This window comes from Mesorhizobium sp. WSM4841 (assembly GCF_055811515.1).
Map to the genome: position 1 here is coordinate 73352 of NZ_JBVVQC010000008.1, position 14354 is coordinate 87705.

Sequence of the window (14354 nt, forward strand, 5' to 3'; positions counted from 1 at the left end):
CGTCATACCTTTGGCATTCCTTTGGGCCGCATCAGCCGTTTTTGCGCGGCAATGCGGAATGGTGCGTTCGGCGCACCATATCCTGCATAAGCGCCGCGCCGTTCAACGAACTCGATAATGAACCCCTCTCCGAATGTCGGCGCATAGAGCTGGAAAAATTCGCCGTTGTCGTCGCGGTCATAAAGGATGTTGGCTGAGCGTAACCGATCGGCGACCTCCGGATCCAAACCGAAGCGCGCTTCTACGTCGTCGTAGTAGTTCATCGATATCTGAAGTGGTTCGAAGCCGTTGGCCTGCAGCTTCGCCGCCGTCGCAAAGATGTCATCCGTTGCGAGTGCCAGATGCTGGACGCCGGAACCAAAGGTTTCTGCGATGAAATGGCCCGCCAGGGTGCGGTGACTCTCGGCGCCGTTCAGCGTGAGGCGGAAGCGCTTGTCCAGACCTTCGATCACCTGGCTACGCACGAGGCCGGCCGGATCGACGATGTCGACCATGGGGGTCTTGGTCGTCCTGAAGATCGAGACATAGAACAGCAGCCAGCTCGGCATCTCCTCCTGTGCCATGGTCTGCCCGATATGATCGATGCGGGTGAGGCCGACGCCATTGCCGGAACTTGCCGGCATGACCGGCGTGAACTCTATATCCCAGACCTTTGCCAGGTCGGTCTTGGCATCGAGGAAGTAGATCAGTCCGCCGCCGACGCCGCGGATCGCCGGGATCGACAACTCGCCAGGCCCGACCCGCTGGTGAAAGATCTCCGCGCCCAGCGCCTCGGCGCGCGCGACCGTGGCGGCGGCGTCCTCGACCTTCAGGCCCATCGCGTATGCCGACGTGCCATGGACAACAAAGGAAGAATGGGCAAAGCCCTGCCGCTCGGTGTTGATGACAATATTGATCTCACCCTGGCGGTAGAGCGTGACGTCCTTCGAGACGTGCCGACCGGCCTCGACAAAGCCGAGCATGCGCAACAGCGATCCAAGCTGTCCAGCGTCCTGGCGATCGGCCGCGAACTCGATGAACTCGACCCCTCCAACGCCGATGCGGTCGGGCATGGGCGGGATAGCCATGTCAAGTGCCGGTTCTTCACGCCGCACCTGATCCATCAACCATACGAGCGAACGCCGCCCGTCGACGGAGATCGCCTTTGCCGACCCGCCACGGAACTGGTCGTTGAAAATCTCGAGCGACAGATAGCCGTCATAGCCGGTTGCCGCGACCGCCTGCATGAACTGTCGCACCGGCAGATCGCCTTCGCCTGGCATGTTGCGGAAGTGCCGGCTCCAATAGAGCAAGTCCATTTCGATTAGCGGCGCGTCGGCGAGTTGGACGATGAAGATCTTGTCAGCGGGTATCGAACGGATGGAGCCGAGTTCAATCCTGCGGGCCAGCGTGTGGAAGGAATCGAGAACCAGCCCGACGTTCGGATGGTCAGTCCTGCGCACGATTTCCCACGCATCGCGATGATCGTTGACGTGACGCCCCCAGGCCAATGCCTCGTAGCCGACGCGCAGACCGCGCTTGGCGGCGCGCTCGCCAAGCTCGTGAAAATCCATGGCCGCCCGGTCGATCCCGCCAAGCGAGACCGGCGACACCGACGAGCATACCAGCATCAGGTCGGTGCCGAGTTCCTGCATGACGTCGAACTTGCGCTCGGCACGATCAAAGGCGCGGTTGCGCTGGGGCTCCGGCAAACCCTCAAAATCCCTGAACGGCTGGAAGAGCGTTATGGTCAGACCTGCGTCACCAGCCATTCGGCCGACGTCGCGCGGTGAGCCGTCAAAGGCGAGGAAATCGTTCTCGAAGATTTCGACACCGTCGAAGCCAGCGGCGGAAATTGCCGCGAATTTCTCCGCCAGATCACCGGCGATCGACACCGTCGCGATCGAAGTCTTCAAACGCGCCTCCTCCCTGGTTTGTTGTGAACGAACCAGTTCGTACATAATTAGGGCAACGCTGGCAGCACCGCAAGTTTCGGCGCGCTCAGCGTTCTGCGGGAGCTTCGTCCTTCGCGACAAAACGCAACAGCATCTCCACGCTGTTGCGTTTGAGCCGCTCGAGTTGTGCCGGCGCGCCGAAGTCGCGTCCGAAGATCATCGAAAAGGTGGTGCGATTGGAAACGTTGAAGAAGCACAGCGCGCTTACCTGCCAATGGAGTTCGACCGCGTCGAGTCCCGGCCGGAAGACCCCCTCTTCGACACCGCGTGAATAGATGCGAGAGATATGGTCGATCGCAGTCACGTTCAGTTCGCGGATCGCATCCGATTGTTCGAGGTACTGGCCGTGATGGATGTTCTCGATCATCACCATGCGGATGAATTCCTCGTGTCGGTGATGGTGGTCGAACGTGAACTCCACTAGGCGTGCCAGAGCCGCCACGGGGGGCAGACCTTCGGTATCAAGTTGAGCCTCGCCCTCGCGCACCTGGCGATAGGCGTTCTCGAGCGCGCGCAGGTAGAGGCCTTCCTTGTCGCCGAAGTAGTAGTAGATCATGCGCTTGCTGAAGCGCGTGCGCGCTGCAATCTCGTCTATGCGTGCGCCCGACAAGCCGTTCAGGGCAAACTCCTTGGAGGCGATCTCCAGGATGTTGCGGCGCGTGCCCTCAGGGTCCTGGACACGCGTCGTGCTCGCGTCCGGCTTCGGCTTTCGTTCTTTCTTGATAACGGCCATGCAGTTTGAGTTCCCGCCCCGGCGCAGCCGGCATTTGACTAAACTAACCAGTTAGTACATCATTCGCAAATCGCGACGGACTCATTTACCGGCGCGTTTGGCGTGAACACAAGGGCGATCCAGGAATTGCCGCATTTGGGCTGGGAGGCGGCCCGCCACAGGGAGGAATTTCGGAGATGGACGACAGCCTTGTCGATCTCCTTTGCCGTCTTGCGGACGAGCATAAGGGCGCCGCCAGCGGCGACAGCGAAAAGGTCGTGATTGGCCTTGTCGGACGCGGTATTCAGTCCTCGCGCACTCCCGGCATGCACGAGCGTGAAGCCCGGCGCCTCGGCATCGGCTATTCGTACCTTTTGCTCGATTTCGACCGGCTCGGATTTCCCGACGCGGCGATCGGCGACTTGATCGCGGCGGCGGAAATTGCAGGCTTTCACGGCCTCAATGTCACTCATCCGTTTAAACAGGCTGTTATGCCCGTCCTGGATGCGCTGTCGCCCGCAGCGCGCGCAATAGGCGCGGTGAATACGGTCGTCTTCGCTGGCGGACGCAAGGAAGGCCACAACACCGACAGCTGGGGTTTCGCGGAGAGTTTTCGCGAAGCGATGACAGGCGCATCGATGGGCAGTGTCGCGATGTTTGGCGCCGGCGGAGCGGGCGCCGCAGTCGCAAACGCGCTGATGGAAATGGGCGTTGGCCGGCTGTTCGTCCTCGACAGCCAACCCAGTCGCGCCTCGGATCTTGCGTCGCGCATGGGCGCCTTGTTCGGCGGTCGCGTCGAGACGTGGCCGGACCCGGCCGCAGCCGTGTGCATGGCAAACGGCATCGTCAACACGACCCCGGTGGGCATGGCGAAATACCCCGGAACGCCGTTCGACACGGCTCTTCTGACAGCCGAAAAATGGGTCGCCGACATAATCTACTTTCCGACCGAAACAGAGTTGTTGGTCGCGGCCCGTACGATCGGCTGCAGAACGCTGCCGGGCATCGGCATGGCGATCTATCAGGCCGTCCGCGCGTTCGAACTCTTCACCGGGCGCAAGGCCGACCGCCGCGCCATGGCAGATCATTTCGAGGCCGCCGCATGAAGGCAATGACGCCTATAACCATATGAAGACCATAGGGAGGAAATCGACATGAAAGCTGAAATGAACCGACGCCTGTTTATGGTCGCCGTCGGCGCACTCGCCGCCGGGACCGCCGTTCCCGCCTTCGCGCAGGACAAACCGAAGCTGCGTTTCTCGGCCGTGTTCTCGGAACAGGACATCCGGGCCGAGATGATGAAAATGTTCGCCGACGCCATCAAGGACGACTTTGCCTTCGAGGGTTATTACGGCGGCAACCTGTTCAAGCAGGGCACCGAACTTGTCGCCATCCAGCGCGGCAATCTTGAGATGGGCAACGTTGCCCCGCAGGACATCTCCAAGCAGATTCCGGAGTGGTCTATCGTCACCGCCGGTTACCTGTTCCGTGACGCCGCGCACGTGAAGGCCTTCTTTGCCAGCGATGCCGGTGCGGAGCTGAAGAAGATGACCGAGGACCAGCTCGGCGTGAGGGTGCTTGGTCCCACCTATTTCGGCCTGCGCCAGGTCGGCCTGAAGCCAGACAAGGAAATCAAGACTCCCGCCGACATGGCCGGCATCAAGCTGCGCATGCCGGGTGGCGACGCCTGGCAATTCCTCGGCCAGGCGCTCGGCGCGAACCCTACGCCAATGGCATACGCCGAGGTCTATACCGGCCTGCAGACAGGCGCGATCGACGGGCAGGACAACCCTCTGCCCAACGTGGAGAACATGAAATTCTACGAGGTCATGTCGCAGATCGTACTTACCTCGCACCTTGTCGGATTCGACCTTCTCAGCATCTCGAAAAAGGTGTGGGATGAGATGGGGGCCGAGAAGCAGGCAAAAGTCCAGGCCGCGGCGGACAAGGCGATCGACTTCTCGACAGAGAAACACCTGACGCGCGAGAAGGAACTTGTTGAAACATTCAAGGGCAAGGGTTTGAAGATTTACGAGCCCGATGTCGCAGCATTTCGCAAGCATGTGCAGGAGCAATATCTTGCCTCCGACCTGGCCAAGGAATGGCCGGCCGGGATGGTCGACAAGATCAACGCGCTTTGACGCGACAAAACTCGCCAGCCGGTCCGCTTGTGACCGGCTGGCCCAAACTCGTTTAGCCAGACGCCTGCCAGGGAGGCATCATGAACCCGGGATTGAGAAAGGTCGGCGGCTGGCTCTACCGGCGCGCCGAGAACGCCATCGCCATCGCAATCGGCGCCATGTTCGCCGCGTTTCTGCTGCAGGTTGTTTTTCGCTATCTTCTCAACTGGCCGACGGGCTGGAGCAACGAGCTCACCGTCGTGCTCTGGATCTGGGTTGTGCTGTTCGGCGCAGCGTTCGTCGTTCGTGAAGAAGAGGAAATCCGTTTTGATCTCCTCTACGCCACAGTCGGTCCGGACATAAGGCGGGTCATGACGCTTGCCTTCGCAATCGCTCTCGTCGCGCTCTATGGCTGGTCCTTTCCGGCCGTCTTCGACTACGTGACCTTCATGAAGGTCGAGAGCACCGCCTACCTCAAGATACGCTTCGACTGGCTGTTCTCGATCTATCTCGTCTTCGTGGTCGCCGTGATCGCCCGCTACCTATGGCTGGCGTGGCGTGCTCTCCGCGGCGAAGCACCGGCGGAATTTGACCCCACGAAAGCGAGCTCCGGCGTATGAATCTCGCGAGTCCCTTTTCGCTGTCAGTCGTTGCGATCACAGCGCTGGCCTTGCTTGGCCTGCCGATCGGTCACTCGATGATCGCCGGGTCGATCCTCTATCTCTGGCTTGCAGGGCTCGACATGGGCACCTCCGCCGAGCAGCTCCTCAACGGGCTCTACACAAGCTACATTCTGCTTGCCGTACCGATGTTCATTCTCGCCGCGGAGTTGATGAACGCCGGAACAATGACCGACCGGCTGCTGCAATTCTGCAACGCCGTCGTCGGCCGTTTTCGCGGCGGCCTGGCGCAAGTCAACGTGCTGCAGTCGATCATCTTCGCCGGCATGTCCGGCTCGGCCATCGCCGACGCCGCGGGCACCGGCAAGATGATGCAGCAACTCATGACTAAGGATGGCAAGTACCCGGCGAGCTATGCCGCTGCGCTGACAGCCGTCACCTCCGTCATCGGCCCGATCATTCCTCCGTCAATTCCGCTGGTCATCTACGCGCTAATCTCGGATGCATCCATCGGCTACCTGTTCATTGCTGGTATCGTGCCGGGCCTTCTTCTCGCCCTGACGCAGATGATCATCGTCGCCATCGACGCGCGCCGGAAAAACTTTCCGGTCGAGAAGCCGGTGCCGCTCAGGGAACTTCCGGGGATCACCTTGCGCGCATTTCCGGCGCTGATGCTGCCGGTCGTTCTGCTGGTCGGCATAAGGGGCGGCGTGATGACCCCGACCGAGGCGGCGGCGGTCGCCGCCGGCTACGCGCTGCTCATCTCGGTCGCGATCTATCGCAGCGTGACGCCGGGTCAGCTCTACCATGCGCTTCTCAACAGCGCCCGCACCACCGCCTCGATCGGCATGCTCATCGCCGGCGCCCTGGTGTTCAACTACGTCGTCACGGTTGAGAACATTCCGCAGTCCCTGTCGGTGATCCTGCAGTCCTGGGATCTTTCGCCGATGGGTTTCCTGATCCTCGTCAACATCCTGCTGCTGATCCTGGGCTGCGTGCTGGAGGGGACGACTATCCTGCTGGTGATCGTGCCGGTGTTGATTCCGACGGCGAAGGCGCTCGGCGTCGACATGGTGCATTTCGGCGTAATGGTCGTCGTCAACATCATGCTCGGGCTCGTCACCCCGCCCTACGGGTTGCTGCTGTTCATCATGACTCGTATCGCAGAGGTATCGCTGCGCGACCTGGTGCACGACGTAATGCCGTTTCTCTACGCCATGATTGCCGCCCTGATGCTGATCACCTTCTTCCCATCGCTGGTGCTGTGGCTGCCGCGCCTGCTGGGCTATCAAGGAATAGGACCATGACCAAGCCAATCTTCGTGCTCAACGGCCCAAATCTCAACCGGCTCGGCATGCGCGAGCCGGAGATCTATGGGAGGACGACACTCGCAGAAATCGAGGGGATGTGCCGTGACGCCGCCGGCGACCATCCGATCCGTTTTCACCAGTCGAACATTGAGGGCGAAATCGTCAACTGGGTGCATGAGGCGATCGACGACGGCGCGGGCATTCTGATCAATCCCGCGGGTTTGAGCTTCATTTCGATCCCGGTGCTCGATGCGCTCAAAATGTTTCCAGGCCCGATCGTCGAACTGCATATCTCGAACATCCATCGCCGCGAGGAGATCTATCATCGGTCGCTGGTATCGAAGGTCGCCACCGGCGTGATCGCGGGGCTCGGCGCCGAGGGGTATCCGCTCGCGATCCGCTGGCTCATGGACCAGGTCGACCGATAGTGTATCGCCATGCCTGAACCCTGTATCATCGCCGTTGCGATCACCGGCTCGCTGCCGCGCAAGGAAGACAATCCTGCGGTGCCAATCAGCGTGGCCGAACAGATCGAGTCGACCCAGGAAGCCTTTGAAGCAGGTGCGTCGCTGGTGCACATCCACGTGCGCAATGACGATCAGAGTTCATCGTCTGAACCAACGCGCTTCGCTTCCGTTCAGGCGGGGGTGCGTAGGCACTGCCCCGGGATGATCGTCCAGTTCTCGACCGGCGGGCGCGGTCGTGATCCTGCCGCGCGTGGCTCGGCGCTTTATCTGAAGCCGGACATGGCCTCGCTCTCGACCGGTTCGGTCAACTTCCCATCCATAGTCTACGAGAACCATCCCGCCCTGATCGGTGATCTCGCAGCCGCGATGAAGGCAAATGGCGTGCTGCCGGAGATCGAGATCTTCGACCTGTCGCACCTTCACACTGCCAGGCGGCTGGCCGACGGGGGACTTATAGGTGAGCGCCCGCACATCCAGTTTGTCATGGGCGTGCAAAACGCACTGCCTGCGGAGGAGAGATTGCTCGACGTGCTCCTCAGGGAAGCGAAACTCCTGTTTCCACAATCCACCTGGACAGCGGCCGGAATAGGCCGCAACCAGACGATCGTAATGCAATGGGCGTTGGCGCGCGGAGCAGACGCAGTGCGTACCGGACTTGAGGATAATATCAGGATCACTAGGGAACGCCTGGCGCGCAGCAACGCGGAACTCGTCGAAATCGCGGCGGCCTCAGTCGAGAGGCTTGGCCGGCGTGTGGCCACCGTCAACGAGGCGCGCCAAATGCTTGGTCTGGCGTCAGGATCGTAAGGCCGCAACTGCGCCGCGCTGTCGGACCTGTTGCGCCTTGGCAACGTCCTCGTCGATCCTTCAGACGTCGCTATCCGCGACAAGGAGGGAGCTCGACATCCTGGCGCACCCTGACATCAATAAGGTCGGCTTTTGCCACCGAGCATGACAAAGTGCACTGTCAAACGCATCCGCGAACTGCCCATCACACCGGACAAGCGGCTCTGAACCCGCGCGTCAGTAACAAACCTGCCCGAGCGTGATCATCAGGCGCCGAGATGTGCTCGCCGCGACGAGTGCGTTCGCCGCTCGCGGGAGCCGTTACCGGGCCACAGCGTCTCGCACTCGGCGAAGTCTTGCGGTGCCGAGCCTGGCAATGGTGACAGGCACGCCGCCAACTTATCCCAGCCAATACCTCGGTCCCGGCCCCTTGCGACCTGCCATATCGGCAGGGTTCGCAAGGCTACAGCGGTCGATCGACAGGCAGCCGCAACCGATGCACTCGGTAAGCCCGGACCTCAGACGCTGCAACTCGGCGATCCGCTGGTCGATGCGCTTGGTCCACCGGCCCGACAAACGCGACCAATCCCGACGTGACGGCACGCGATCGGCTGGCAACTTGGCGAGTTCGGTGCCAATCTCCTCAAGCGTCAGCCCAATTCGCTGCGCGAAGACGATGAAGGCGATCCGGCGCAGCACCGAGCGCGGATAGCGCCTATGCCCCGAGCCGGCCCGCTCGGAAGCGATCAGCCCACGCTCCTCGTAGAAACGCAATGCCGATGAGGCGACGCCGCTGCGCCGCGACACGTCGGTGATGGTCAGCATGGAATCCATGCATGAACGAAAGCACAATTCCCGCTTGACTTCAAGTTAACTTGAACTTGTAGCAACAGGCGTGTAGATTGAAGGAGCACCGGCAATGCAGACGAATATCGATCTTCAGGGACTTCGCGTGGCGGTCACGGGCGGCACGTCGGGCCTCGGACTGGCGCTTGTGCGGCAGCTTGCCGAGCAGGGTTCGTCCGTCGCCTTCGTCGCCCGCACCACCGCGGACGTCGAACGCATCGCCGACGAGACCGGCGCGCACGGCATTGTCGGCGACGTCGGCAAGAAGGAAGACATCTACCCGATCGCGTTACAAGTCACCGCCAGCCTCGGCGGGCTCGACGTCCTGATCAACAATGCGTCGAGCCTCGGCCCTGTCCCACTGGCGCTCCTTGCCGATACCGAGTGCGAGGAGCTGGAAAAAGCGCTCGCGGTCAATCTCGTCGGCGCGTTCCGGCTAACGAAAGCCCTGTTCGGTGCGCTTGCCGCGTCCGCAGGCGAGGGCCGTGGCGCGCTGGTGATCAACATCTCCAGCGACGCGGCGGTGAACGCCTATCCCGGCTGGGGCGCGTATGGCGCGAGCAAGGCCGCTCTTGCCCATCTCACGGCGATCTGGGACGAGGAGGCGAAAGCCGACGGCATCCGGCTCCTCGCGCTCGATCCCGGCGATATGGACACCCCGCTGCACGCGCTGGCACTTCCTGACGCCGACCCGTCGACATTGAAGCGCCCCGAACTGGCTGCCGCCGAGATCATCGAAAAGATGCTGGACGCGTTGCCGGGCCGCGCAACTGCTCTCGCCGAGACACGCGGATGATTGCCGCCGACCGTCCCGATCGGCGCTCCGCCAGGCTGTTCGTCGTCGAGGCAGACGGCACGATGCGCGACCTGCCGCGCGCTGGACTCGCGACGCTATTCGATCCCGGCGATCTGGTCGTCGGCAATGACGCCGCGACCTTGCCTGCCAGCTTGCACGGAACGCATGTCCCCAGCGACGAGGCGATCGAGATTCGCCTGGCGGGTTGGCTGTCACTTCCCGATCCAACCCGCTTCGTGGCTATTGCCTTCGGCGCGGGCGATCACCGCACGCGCACGGAAGACCGGCTGCCTCCGCCGCCGCTGTCACCAGGTGACCGCCTCCGGCTCGGACCGCTGGAAGCCGTCGTAGAGCGCCTTCTCGACCATCCTCGCCTTCTCGAGCTGCGCTTCCCAGGCAACCGCACACCGGTGCTTGCAGGCCTGGCGCGGCACGGCCGGCCGATCCAATACGCGCATGTTCCCGAACCGCTGCCCCTTTGGGATGTTTGGACGAAGATTGCCGCCGGTCCGGTCGCGTTCGAGGCGCCATCGGCAGGCTTTGCACTCGACTGGCGCACGCTCCAAGCCTGGCGTCGGCGCGGCGTCGGCTTCGCAACAGTCACGCATGCCGCGGGCGTTTCCTCCACCGGCGATCCCGCGCTCGACCTGCGCCTCCCTTTCGACGAGCCGTACCGCATCCCTGAGCGCACCGCGGCGCAGGTTGCGCGGGCGAAGCTCCGCGGCGGCCGCATCATCGCGATCGGCACGAGTGTAGTGCGCGCGCTTGAGGCGGCCGCCAATCCCGCCGGGAATGTGCGTGCCGGAAATGCCATTGCGACAGGGCGCATCGCGCGGGACACGCGGCTTCACGTGGTCGATGCTATTCTCACAGGCGTCCACCAGCCCGGCGAAAGCCATTTTGAGCTCCTGCGTGCCTTTGCCGACGATGCTCTGCTCGCCAAGGCCTCCGCAGCCTTCGCCGCGCACCGATACCGCACGCATGAATTCGGCGATTCCATGCTGCTCAATCGGCAACCGCTGCATCTATAGCGCGAACAGGACCGGGCCGCCTCCTCCCTCACATGCGTCCATCACGGTCATGGAAGATTGGGCCCATCGCCTCCACGGTGGCACGCCTGGACGCTGCATTCGGCGAGGCGCACTTCGATCTGGAGATGAGCGGTTGCCTGCTGGCTAGGTTCGGACACACAACGACGGCTTGCAACTTTCACCCGTATCAGCCTGACGACTGCTGGGTTTCAGCGACGAATGATGTTTGCTTTGCGCCGAGCGAGTATGTCCAATGCGGATTGCACATCCCGGTCGATCTGCTCCCGCCGCGCCATGAACCAATTCTTAGCGCCTGGATAGTCAGCCGCCGATTCCCTGGAGTATGAAAAACCTAGCGTATTTTGGGACAGGGCAAGGATACCTTGCTGCCCCAATACAACGAAAAGAGTGACACGTGTTTCGGCGGAATTGTTCTCAAGCCATTTGGCGACCCCGATACCGACCATATTGTTCTGTAGGTCCTTCATGATTTCCAAAGTCGTGTCAGGCTTTCCGCGTTTCACATAGAGTTCAGCAAATTCATTGACCATTCCACACCGGACGACCATCGCTTCGGCTATTGCCTCCGAAAGCCCGAGAAGCCTCAGTCCGGAATAGAGATAGGAAGACGCCGAAGCATGCTTGAGGGCGTTGCGATAGCTCCCGTCAAGGCCTTGCTCAGTCACGATCCGGCGGACGCTCACTTCGAACCAGCCGTAAAAAGCGAGCGGCGGCAAAACGATCAGGAGAGCTAGCGCTAAGAGCTTCCTCATCTTACGATGCCGTCAAAACTCATCTTTCGTCTTTCTGGTAAGGGATCATCAGCGCCATCCGCGCTTCCACCGCATTACGGTGACAGTGCACCATTTCTTTTTCCCCGCCTGGCCGCGTTTTCCCGATTCACCGGTACACACAGCGACGGCCGAGCAAACATTGCAAAAAGTGCCTGTCACGGTAATGACAGGCTCAACGCGGTCGCCGCAGCATCGGGACGAGCGTCGGCGATGAACCGACCTGGATCGCGCCGAGCGGGTCGAAGCCGTGGCGCCGGTAGAACGGAATGTTGCGCGGGTTGGAGGATTCCAGATAGGCGGGCGCGTGATCGCGATCGCACTGCGCGAGCGCGTACGACATCAAGGCGTCGCCGAGACCTTCGCCCTGATGCGCCGGGTCGACGCCGATCACGGGCAAGTACCAATGCGGTTCGGCCGGATGGTACTTCGCCATCTGCTCGAATATAGCGGCGACTTCAGCGGCAAGAGAGGGCGCAACCGTGCTCTCTACAAGCGCACCAAGCGCTTCCTCGTCGGGATGCACACCGGGCGACAGCCACAGCGCCGTCCCGACATAGCCATCGGTGCAAAAGCCGCTTCCGTTTGAGAATGCCTTGGCCCCGAAGGCGCGGACCAGTCGCGGCATGGCCGCAAGGTACTGGTGTGCATGCGGCCAGGTCCATCGCGCCATGGGATCCGCTGCAAACGCAAGAACGATTGTTCCGATCGCCGGATCTTCATCGGCCGCGGCCATTACTCTCACTGTCGGCGATTTCATGCTGCCCTCCAAGCGACGCAGGTGGTTCGACGAGGCGCCCGCGCCCTCAACGGGCGCCGCAACAAGCGGGCTGGAGTCCGTGATCAGGCAGTCCGTGATCAGGCAGTCCATCGGAAACCGGCCCACATCTGGCTAGCATGTTTCGCCTCCGGCGTTAAGTTTATCTGCTGACGCAACAAGTTGTTTCAAGAAACGGAAAGGAAACCCGGAGGAAGGAGACAGGAGCGATGACGAAACACAAGACCGGAACACGCGAGGAATGGCTCGGAGCGCGGCTCGCACTGCTCGAGGCGGAGAAACGGCTCATGCGGCAGAGCGACGAGCTGGCGCGACAGCGACAGGAGCTGCCGTGGGTTCGGATCGATAAGGAGTATCTATTGGAGACCGAGGAGGGAAGCGCCTCGCTCGCCGACCTTTTCCAAGGGCGCTCGCAACTCTTCGTCTATCATTTCATGTTCGGCTACGGATACCGGCTCACCGATGAGCGCCAAGGATGCACCGGATGCTCCTTGATCGCCGATCACTTCGACTGCGTCATCCCCCACTTGAACGGCCGCGACATTACCCTCGTTTGCGAGTCGATCGCCCCGTTGCAGGAGATCCAGTATTACAAGCAGCAAATGGGCTGGCGCTTCCCGTGGGTTTCGTCGCTCGGGAGCGATTTCAAATACGACTTCGGCGCCGCCTTCACCGAAGATCAGCAGAGAGACGGCGCCGACTACAACTATCAGCATGTCGACAGGGCCGAGCCGCAGAAGGAGGGAATGAGCGTGTTCGCGCTCCAGGACGGTGCCGTCTACCACACCTACTCGACCTACGCCCGTGGCACCGAGGTGTTTATGGGGGTCTACCGCTTCCTCGACCTGGCTCCGTGGGGAAGGAACGAGAACGGGCTCGAGTTCCCCCAGGCGTGGTGGCGCCGCCATGACGAGTACGCCAATCGCTGAACGGTGAGTGTCCTGGGCACAACCGCGAATTATGGTGGCAGCGCACTATTTTCCTTTCTGCGCCGTGCCTTCCCGATTTCCCACATAGCGACAGCCAAGCACGGCAAAAAGTGCACTGTCACCATAATGCACGCGAAACCACGTCAGCCGACCCACGCCCGCGGTGGGCGCAGGTGATCCGCTTCCTGAAGATAGGGAGCGCGTCGGCTATGCCGCCGGGCCGGTTAGCCTGATGGCATCTTCTCGAACGTGGTCAGCCCGGTTTCCATCTTGTCCCAGGGGAGGGCTCGGGTACCGTAGGTCACCACGGTCGGATTGAACCGGCCTGGATCGTCAAGGCTTGCGGCATGGACCGTGATCACGTCCGGCATGGCGGCGTATGTCAGGTAGACCGGCGTTCCGCAGACCGGGCAGAAGGAATGGATTTTGACATTTCCGTTGTCCGCCGTGACAGGCCAGTCCGTCGTCGTGCCGGTGATGGCCACGTCCGCTCGCGACGGAAACGTCAGATAGGATCCATGACCGGTGCCGCTTCTTTTCTGGCAATCGCGGCATTGGCAGTGGTTTTCGAAGATCGGGGCTGCCTTTGCCTCGTAGCGGACCGCGCCGCACGCGCATCCGCCGGTGTAGAGAGTGGTCATCTGCTCGGTCCTTTTGTCCTGGGTCAGGCCGCCCGTTCGGACGCGCGCGGCTTGGCGAAGACATCGATCGCCTGACCGGTTTCGAGGAAGGATTTCAGGCTGGAGAGGACGATCGGCCAACCCTTTTTGATGCCGTTCGCCATGCCGCTGCCGGCTTCGAGTTCGTCATGAGTGACAGTCAGCCGGACCATGGCCTCGTATTCCTCGACCTCGAAGGTCACCCGGCTGTAGCTCGCCGGATCGGACGCCTGCGAAGCGTTTGCCCAGGTGATGACAAGACGGGTCGGCAGGGAGACCTCGACGACCTTGCCGACGAGCTCGACGCTCCGTTCATCATTGGCGCGGATATGCTGCCAGCTCGAACCGGGCTTCCAGTCGGAGACGTTCTCGTGGCCCCAGTAGCGCCGCGCGAGGTCCGGTTTGGTGATCGCCTCGAACACCTTTCCCGGTGTCGAGACAATGTAGGTCGTGTAGATAAAGCTTTCCTTGGTCATTGCTACGCTCCTTTTGTTTCGCGAGCATAGGTAGATGGGGAAACCGGGTTCGTGTGAGTGACAATCTTGTCGCGAATTGCATCTGATATGAAAAAAGGT

16 protein-coding genes are annotated in these 14354 nt (G+C 61.6%); 9 read left to right on the forward strand and 7 right to left on the reverse strand.

Features of this window, described 5'->3' with window-relative positions; translation table 11 throughout:
• Nucleotides 1–2: 2 nt before the first annotated feature.
• Together AC0L14_RS12070 and AC0L14_RS12075 are read right to left on the reverse strand one after the other, a co-directional pair.
• Complete coding sequence (locus AC0L14_RS12070; RefSeq protein ID WP_473749594.1) at nt 3–1895, reverse strand: bifunctional sugar phosphate isomerase/epimerase/4-hydroxyphenylpyruvate dioxygenase family protein; 1893 nt, start codon at nt 1893–1895, stop codon at nt 3–5.
• 85 nt (nt 1896–1980) lie between these two features.
• Nucleotides 1981–2667, reverse strand: a complete 687-nt coding sequence (locus tag AC0L14_RS12075) for a TetR/AcrR family transcriptional regulator (protein ID WP_473637885.1) — start codon at nt 2665–2667, stop codon at nt 1981–1983.
• Between the two features lie 176 nt (nt 2668–2843).
• Here AC0L14_RS12075 and AC0L14_RS12080 point away from each other — a divergent pair, with 176 nt between their 5' ends.
• The 6 genes from AC0L14_RS12080 (at nt 2844) to AC0L14_RS12105 (ending at nt 7970) form a co-directional block, all read left to right on the forward strand.
• Entirely contained in the window at nt 2844–3752 is a 909-nt protein-coding gene (locus tag AC0L14_RS12080; RefSeq protein WP_473485445.1) for a shikimate dehydrogenase, read from the forward strand.
• A 48-nt stretch (nt 3753–3800) separates the two neighbouring features.
• The gene (gene dctP, locus AC0L14_RS12085; protein ID WP_473485446.1) at nt 3801–4787 is read left to right on the forward strand and encodes a TRAP transporter substrate-binding protein DctP; all 987 of its coding nucleotides are present in this window, start codon (nt 3801–3803) and stop codon (nt 4785–4787) included.
• An 80-nt stretch (nt 4788–4867) separates the two neighbouring features.
• Complete coding sequence (locus AC0L14_RS12090; protein WP_473485447.1) at nt 4868–5386, forward strand: TRAP transporter small permease; 519 nt, start codon at nt 4868–4870, stop codon at nt 5384–5386.
• The gene (locus AC0L14_RS12095) at nt 5383–6693 is read left to right on the forward strand and encodes a TRAP transporter large permease (RefSeq protein WP_473485448.1); all 1311 of its coding nucleotides are present in this window, start codon (nt 5383–5385) and stop codon (nt 6691–6693) included. The genes AC0L14_RS12090 and AC0L14_RS12095 overlap by 4 nt, the downstream gene beginning before the upstream one ends.
• Nucleotides 6690–7124: a type II 3-dehydroquinate dehydratase gene (locus tag AC0L14_RS12100; protein ID WP_473485449.1), complete on the forward strand. Its 435-nt coding sequence runs from the start codon at nt 6690–6692 to the stop codon at nt 7122–7124. Before AC0L14_RS12095 ends, AC0L14_RS12100 begins: the two co-directional genes overlap by 4 nt.
• Before the next feature lie 9 nt (nt 7125–7133).
• Nucleotides 7134–7970: a 3-oxoadipate:acetyl-CoA acetyltransferase gene (locus tag AC0L14_RS12105; RefSeq protein WP_473749595.1), complete on the forward strand. Its 837-nt coding sequence runs from the start codon at nt 7134–7136 to the stop codon at nt 7968–7970.
• Between the two features lie 378 nt (nt 7971–8348).
• Here the strand turns inward: AC0L14_RS12105 and soxR are convergent, their stop codons facing one another.
• Complete coding sequence (soxR, locus tag AC0L14_RS12110; RefSeq protein ID WP_473749596.1) at nt 8349–8783, reverse strand: redox-sensitive transcriptional activator SoxR; 435 nt, start codon at nt 8781–8783, stop codon at nt 8349–8351.
• A gap of 85 nt (nt 8784–8868) precedes the next feature.
• Here soxR and AC0L14_RS12115 point away from each other — a divergent pair, with 85 nt between their 5' ends.
• Both AC0L14_RS12115 and AC0L14_RS12120 read left to right on the forward strand, forming a co-directional pair.
• A complete protein-coding gene (locus tag AC0L14_RS12115; protein ID WP_473749597.1) occupies nt 8869–9591 on the forward strand; it encodes an SDR family NAD(P)-dependent oxidoreductase in 723 nt (240 codons plus the stop codon).
• Complete coding sequence (locus AC0L14_RS12120; RefSeq protein WP_473749598.1) at nt 9588–10622, forward strand: S-adenosylmethionine:tRNA ribosyltransferase-isomerase; 1035 nt, start codon at nt 9588–9590, stop codon at nt 10620–10622. Before AC0L14_RS12115 ends, AC0L14_RS12120 begins: the two co-directional genes overlap by 4 nt.
• A gap of 209 nt (nt 10623–10831) precedes the next feature.
• On the opposite strand, the gene AC0L14_RS12125 is transcribed toward AC0L14_RS12120, so the two are convergent.
• Nucleotides 10832–11395, reverse strand: coding sequence for a hypothetical protein (locus tag AC0L14_RS12125; RefSeq protein ID WP_473749599.1), 564 nt, complete (start codon nt 11393–11395; stop codon nt 10832–10834).
• Nucleotides 11396–11588: 193 nt separating this feature from the next.
• Entirely contained in the window at nt 11589–12173 is a 585-nt protein-coding gene (locus AC0L14_RS12130; protein WP_473749601.1) for a GNAT family N-acetyltransferase, read from the reverse strand.
• Between the two features lie 227 nt (nt 12174–12400).
• On the opposite strand from AC0L14_RS12130, the gene AC0L14_RS12135 reads away from it, so the two are divergent.
• Entirely contained in the window at nt 12401–13120 is a 720-nt protein-coding gene (locus tag AC0L14_RS12135; RefSeq protein WP_473749603.1) for a DUF899 domain-containing protein, read from the forward strand.
• Nucleotides 13121–13344: 224 nt separating this feature from the next.
• Here the strand turns inward: AC0L14_RS12135 and AC0L14_RS12140 are convergent, their stop codons facing one another.
• Nucleotides 13345–13761: a GFA family protein gene (locus tag AC0L14_RS12140; RefSeq protein ID WP_473749604.1), complete on the reverse strand. Its 417-nt coding sequence runs from the start codon at nt 13759–13761 to the stop codon at nt 13345–13347.
• Between the two features lie 23 nt (nt 13762–13784).
• Nucleotides 13785–14255 carry an SRPBCC family protein gene (locus AC0L14_RS12145; protein ID WP_473749605.1) on the reverse strand — a complete coding sequence of 157 codons (471 nt, stop codon included), beginning with the start codon at nt 14253–14255 and terminating at the stop codon, nt 13785–13787.
• Nucleotides 14256–14354: the final 99 nt, after the last annotated feature.

What these genes read in the sequence shown, in the direction of transcription:
- soxR (WP_473749596.1), bottom strand. Translation starts at nt 8,783, where the DNA reads ATGGATTCCATGCTGACCATCACCGACGTGTCGCGGCGCAGCGGCGTC.
- dctP (WP_473485446.1), top strand. Translation starts at nt 3,801, where the DNA reads ATGAAAGCTGAAATGAACCGACGCCTGTTTATGGTCGCCGTCGGCGCA.
- AC0L14_RS12080 (WP_473485445.1), top strand. Translation starts at nt 2,844, where the DNA reads ATGGACGACAGCCTTGTCGATCTCCTTTGCCGTCTTGCGGACGAGCAT.
- AC0L14_RS12075 (WP_473637885.1), bottom strand. Translation starts at nt 2,667, where the DNA reads ATGGCCGTTATCAAGAAAGAACGAAAGCCGAAGCCGGACGCGAGCACG.
- AC0L14_RS12105 (WP_473749595.1), top strand. Translation starts at nt 7,134, where the DNA reads ATGCCTGAACCCTGTATCATCGCCGTTGCGATCACCGGCTCGCTGCCG.
- AC0L14_RS12095 (WP_473485448.1), top strand. Translation starts at nt 5,383, where the DNA reads ATGAATCTCGCGAGTCCCTTTTCGCTGTCAGTCGTTGCGATCACAGCG.
- AC0L14_RS12130 (WP_473749601.1), bottom strand. Translation starts at nt 12,173, where the DNA reads ATGAAATCGCCGACAGTGAGAGTAATGGCCGCGGCCGATGAAGATCCG.
- AC0L14_RS12120 (WP_473749598.1), top strand. Translation starts at nt 9,588, where the DNA reads ATGATTGCCGCCGACCGTCCCGATCGGCGCTCCGCCAGGCTGTTCGTC.
- AC0L14_RS12115 (WP_473749597.1), top strand. Translation starts at nt 8,869, where the DNA reads ATGCAGACGAATATCGATCTTCAGGGACTTCGCGTGGCGGTCACGGGC.
- AC0L14_RS12135 (WP_473749603.1), top strand. Translation starts at nt 12,401, where the DNA reads ATGACGAAACACAAGACCGGAACACGCGAGGAATGGCTCGGAGCGCGG.
- AC0L14_RS12145 (WP_473749605.1), bottom strand. Translation starts at nt 14,255, where the DNA reads ATGACCAAGGAAAGCTTTATCTACACGACCTACATTGTCTCGACACCG.
- AC0L14_RS12100 (WP_473485449.1), top strand. Translation starts at nt 6,690, where the DNA reads ATGACCAAGCCAATCTTCGTGCTCAACGGCCCAAATCTCAACCGGCTC.
- AC0L14_RS12140 (WP_473749604.1), bottom strand. Translation starts at nt 13,761, where the DNA reads ATGACCACTCTCTACACCGGCGGATGCGCGTGCGGCGCGGTCCGCTAC.
- AC0L14_RS12090 (WP_473485447.1), top strand. Translation starts at nt 4,868, where the DNA reads ATGAACCCGGGATTGAGAAAGGTCGGCGGCTGGCTCTACCGGCGCGCC.
- AC0L14_RS12125 (WP_473749599.1), bottom strand. Translation starts at nt 11,395, where the DNA reads ATGAGGAAGCTCTTAGCGCTAGCTCTCCTGATCGTTTTGCCGCCGCTC.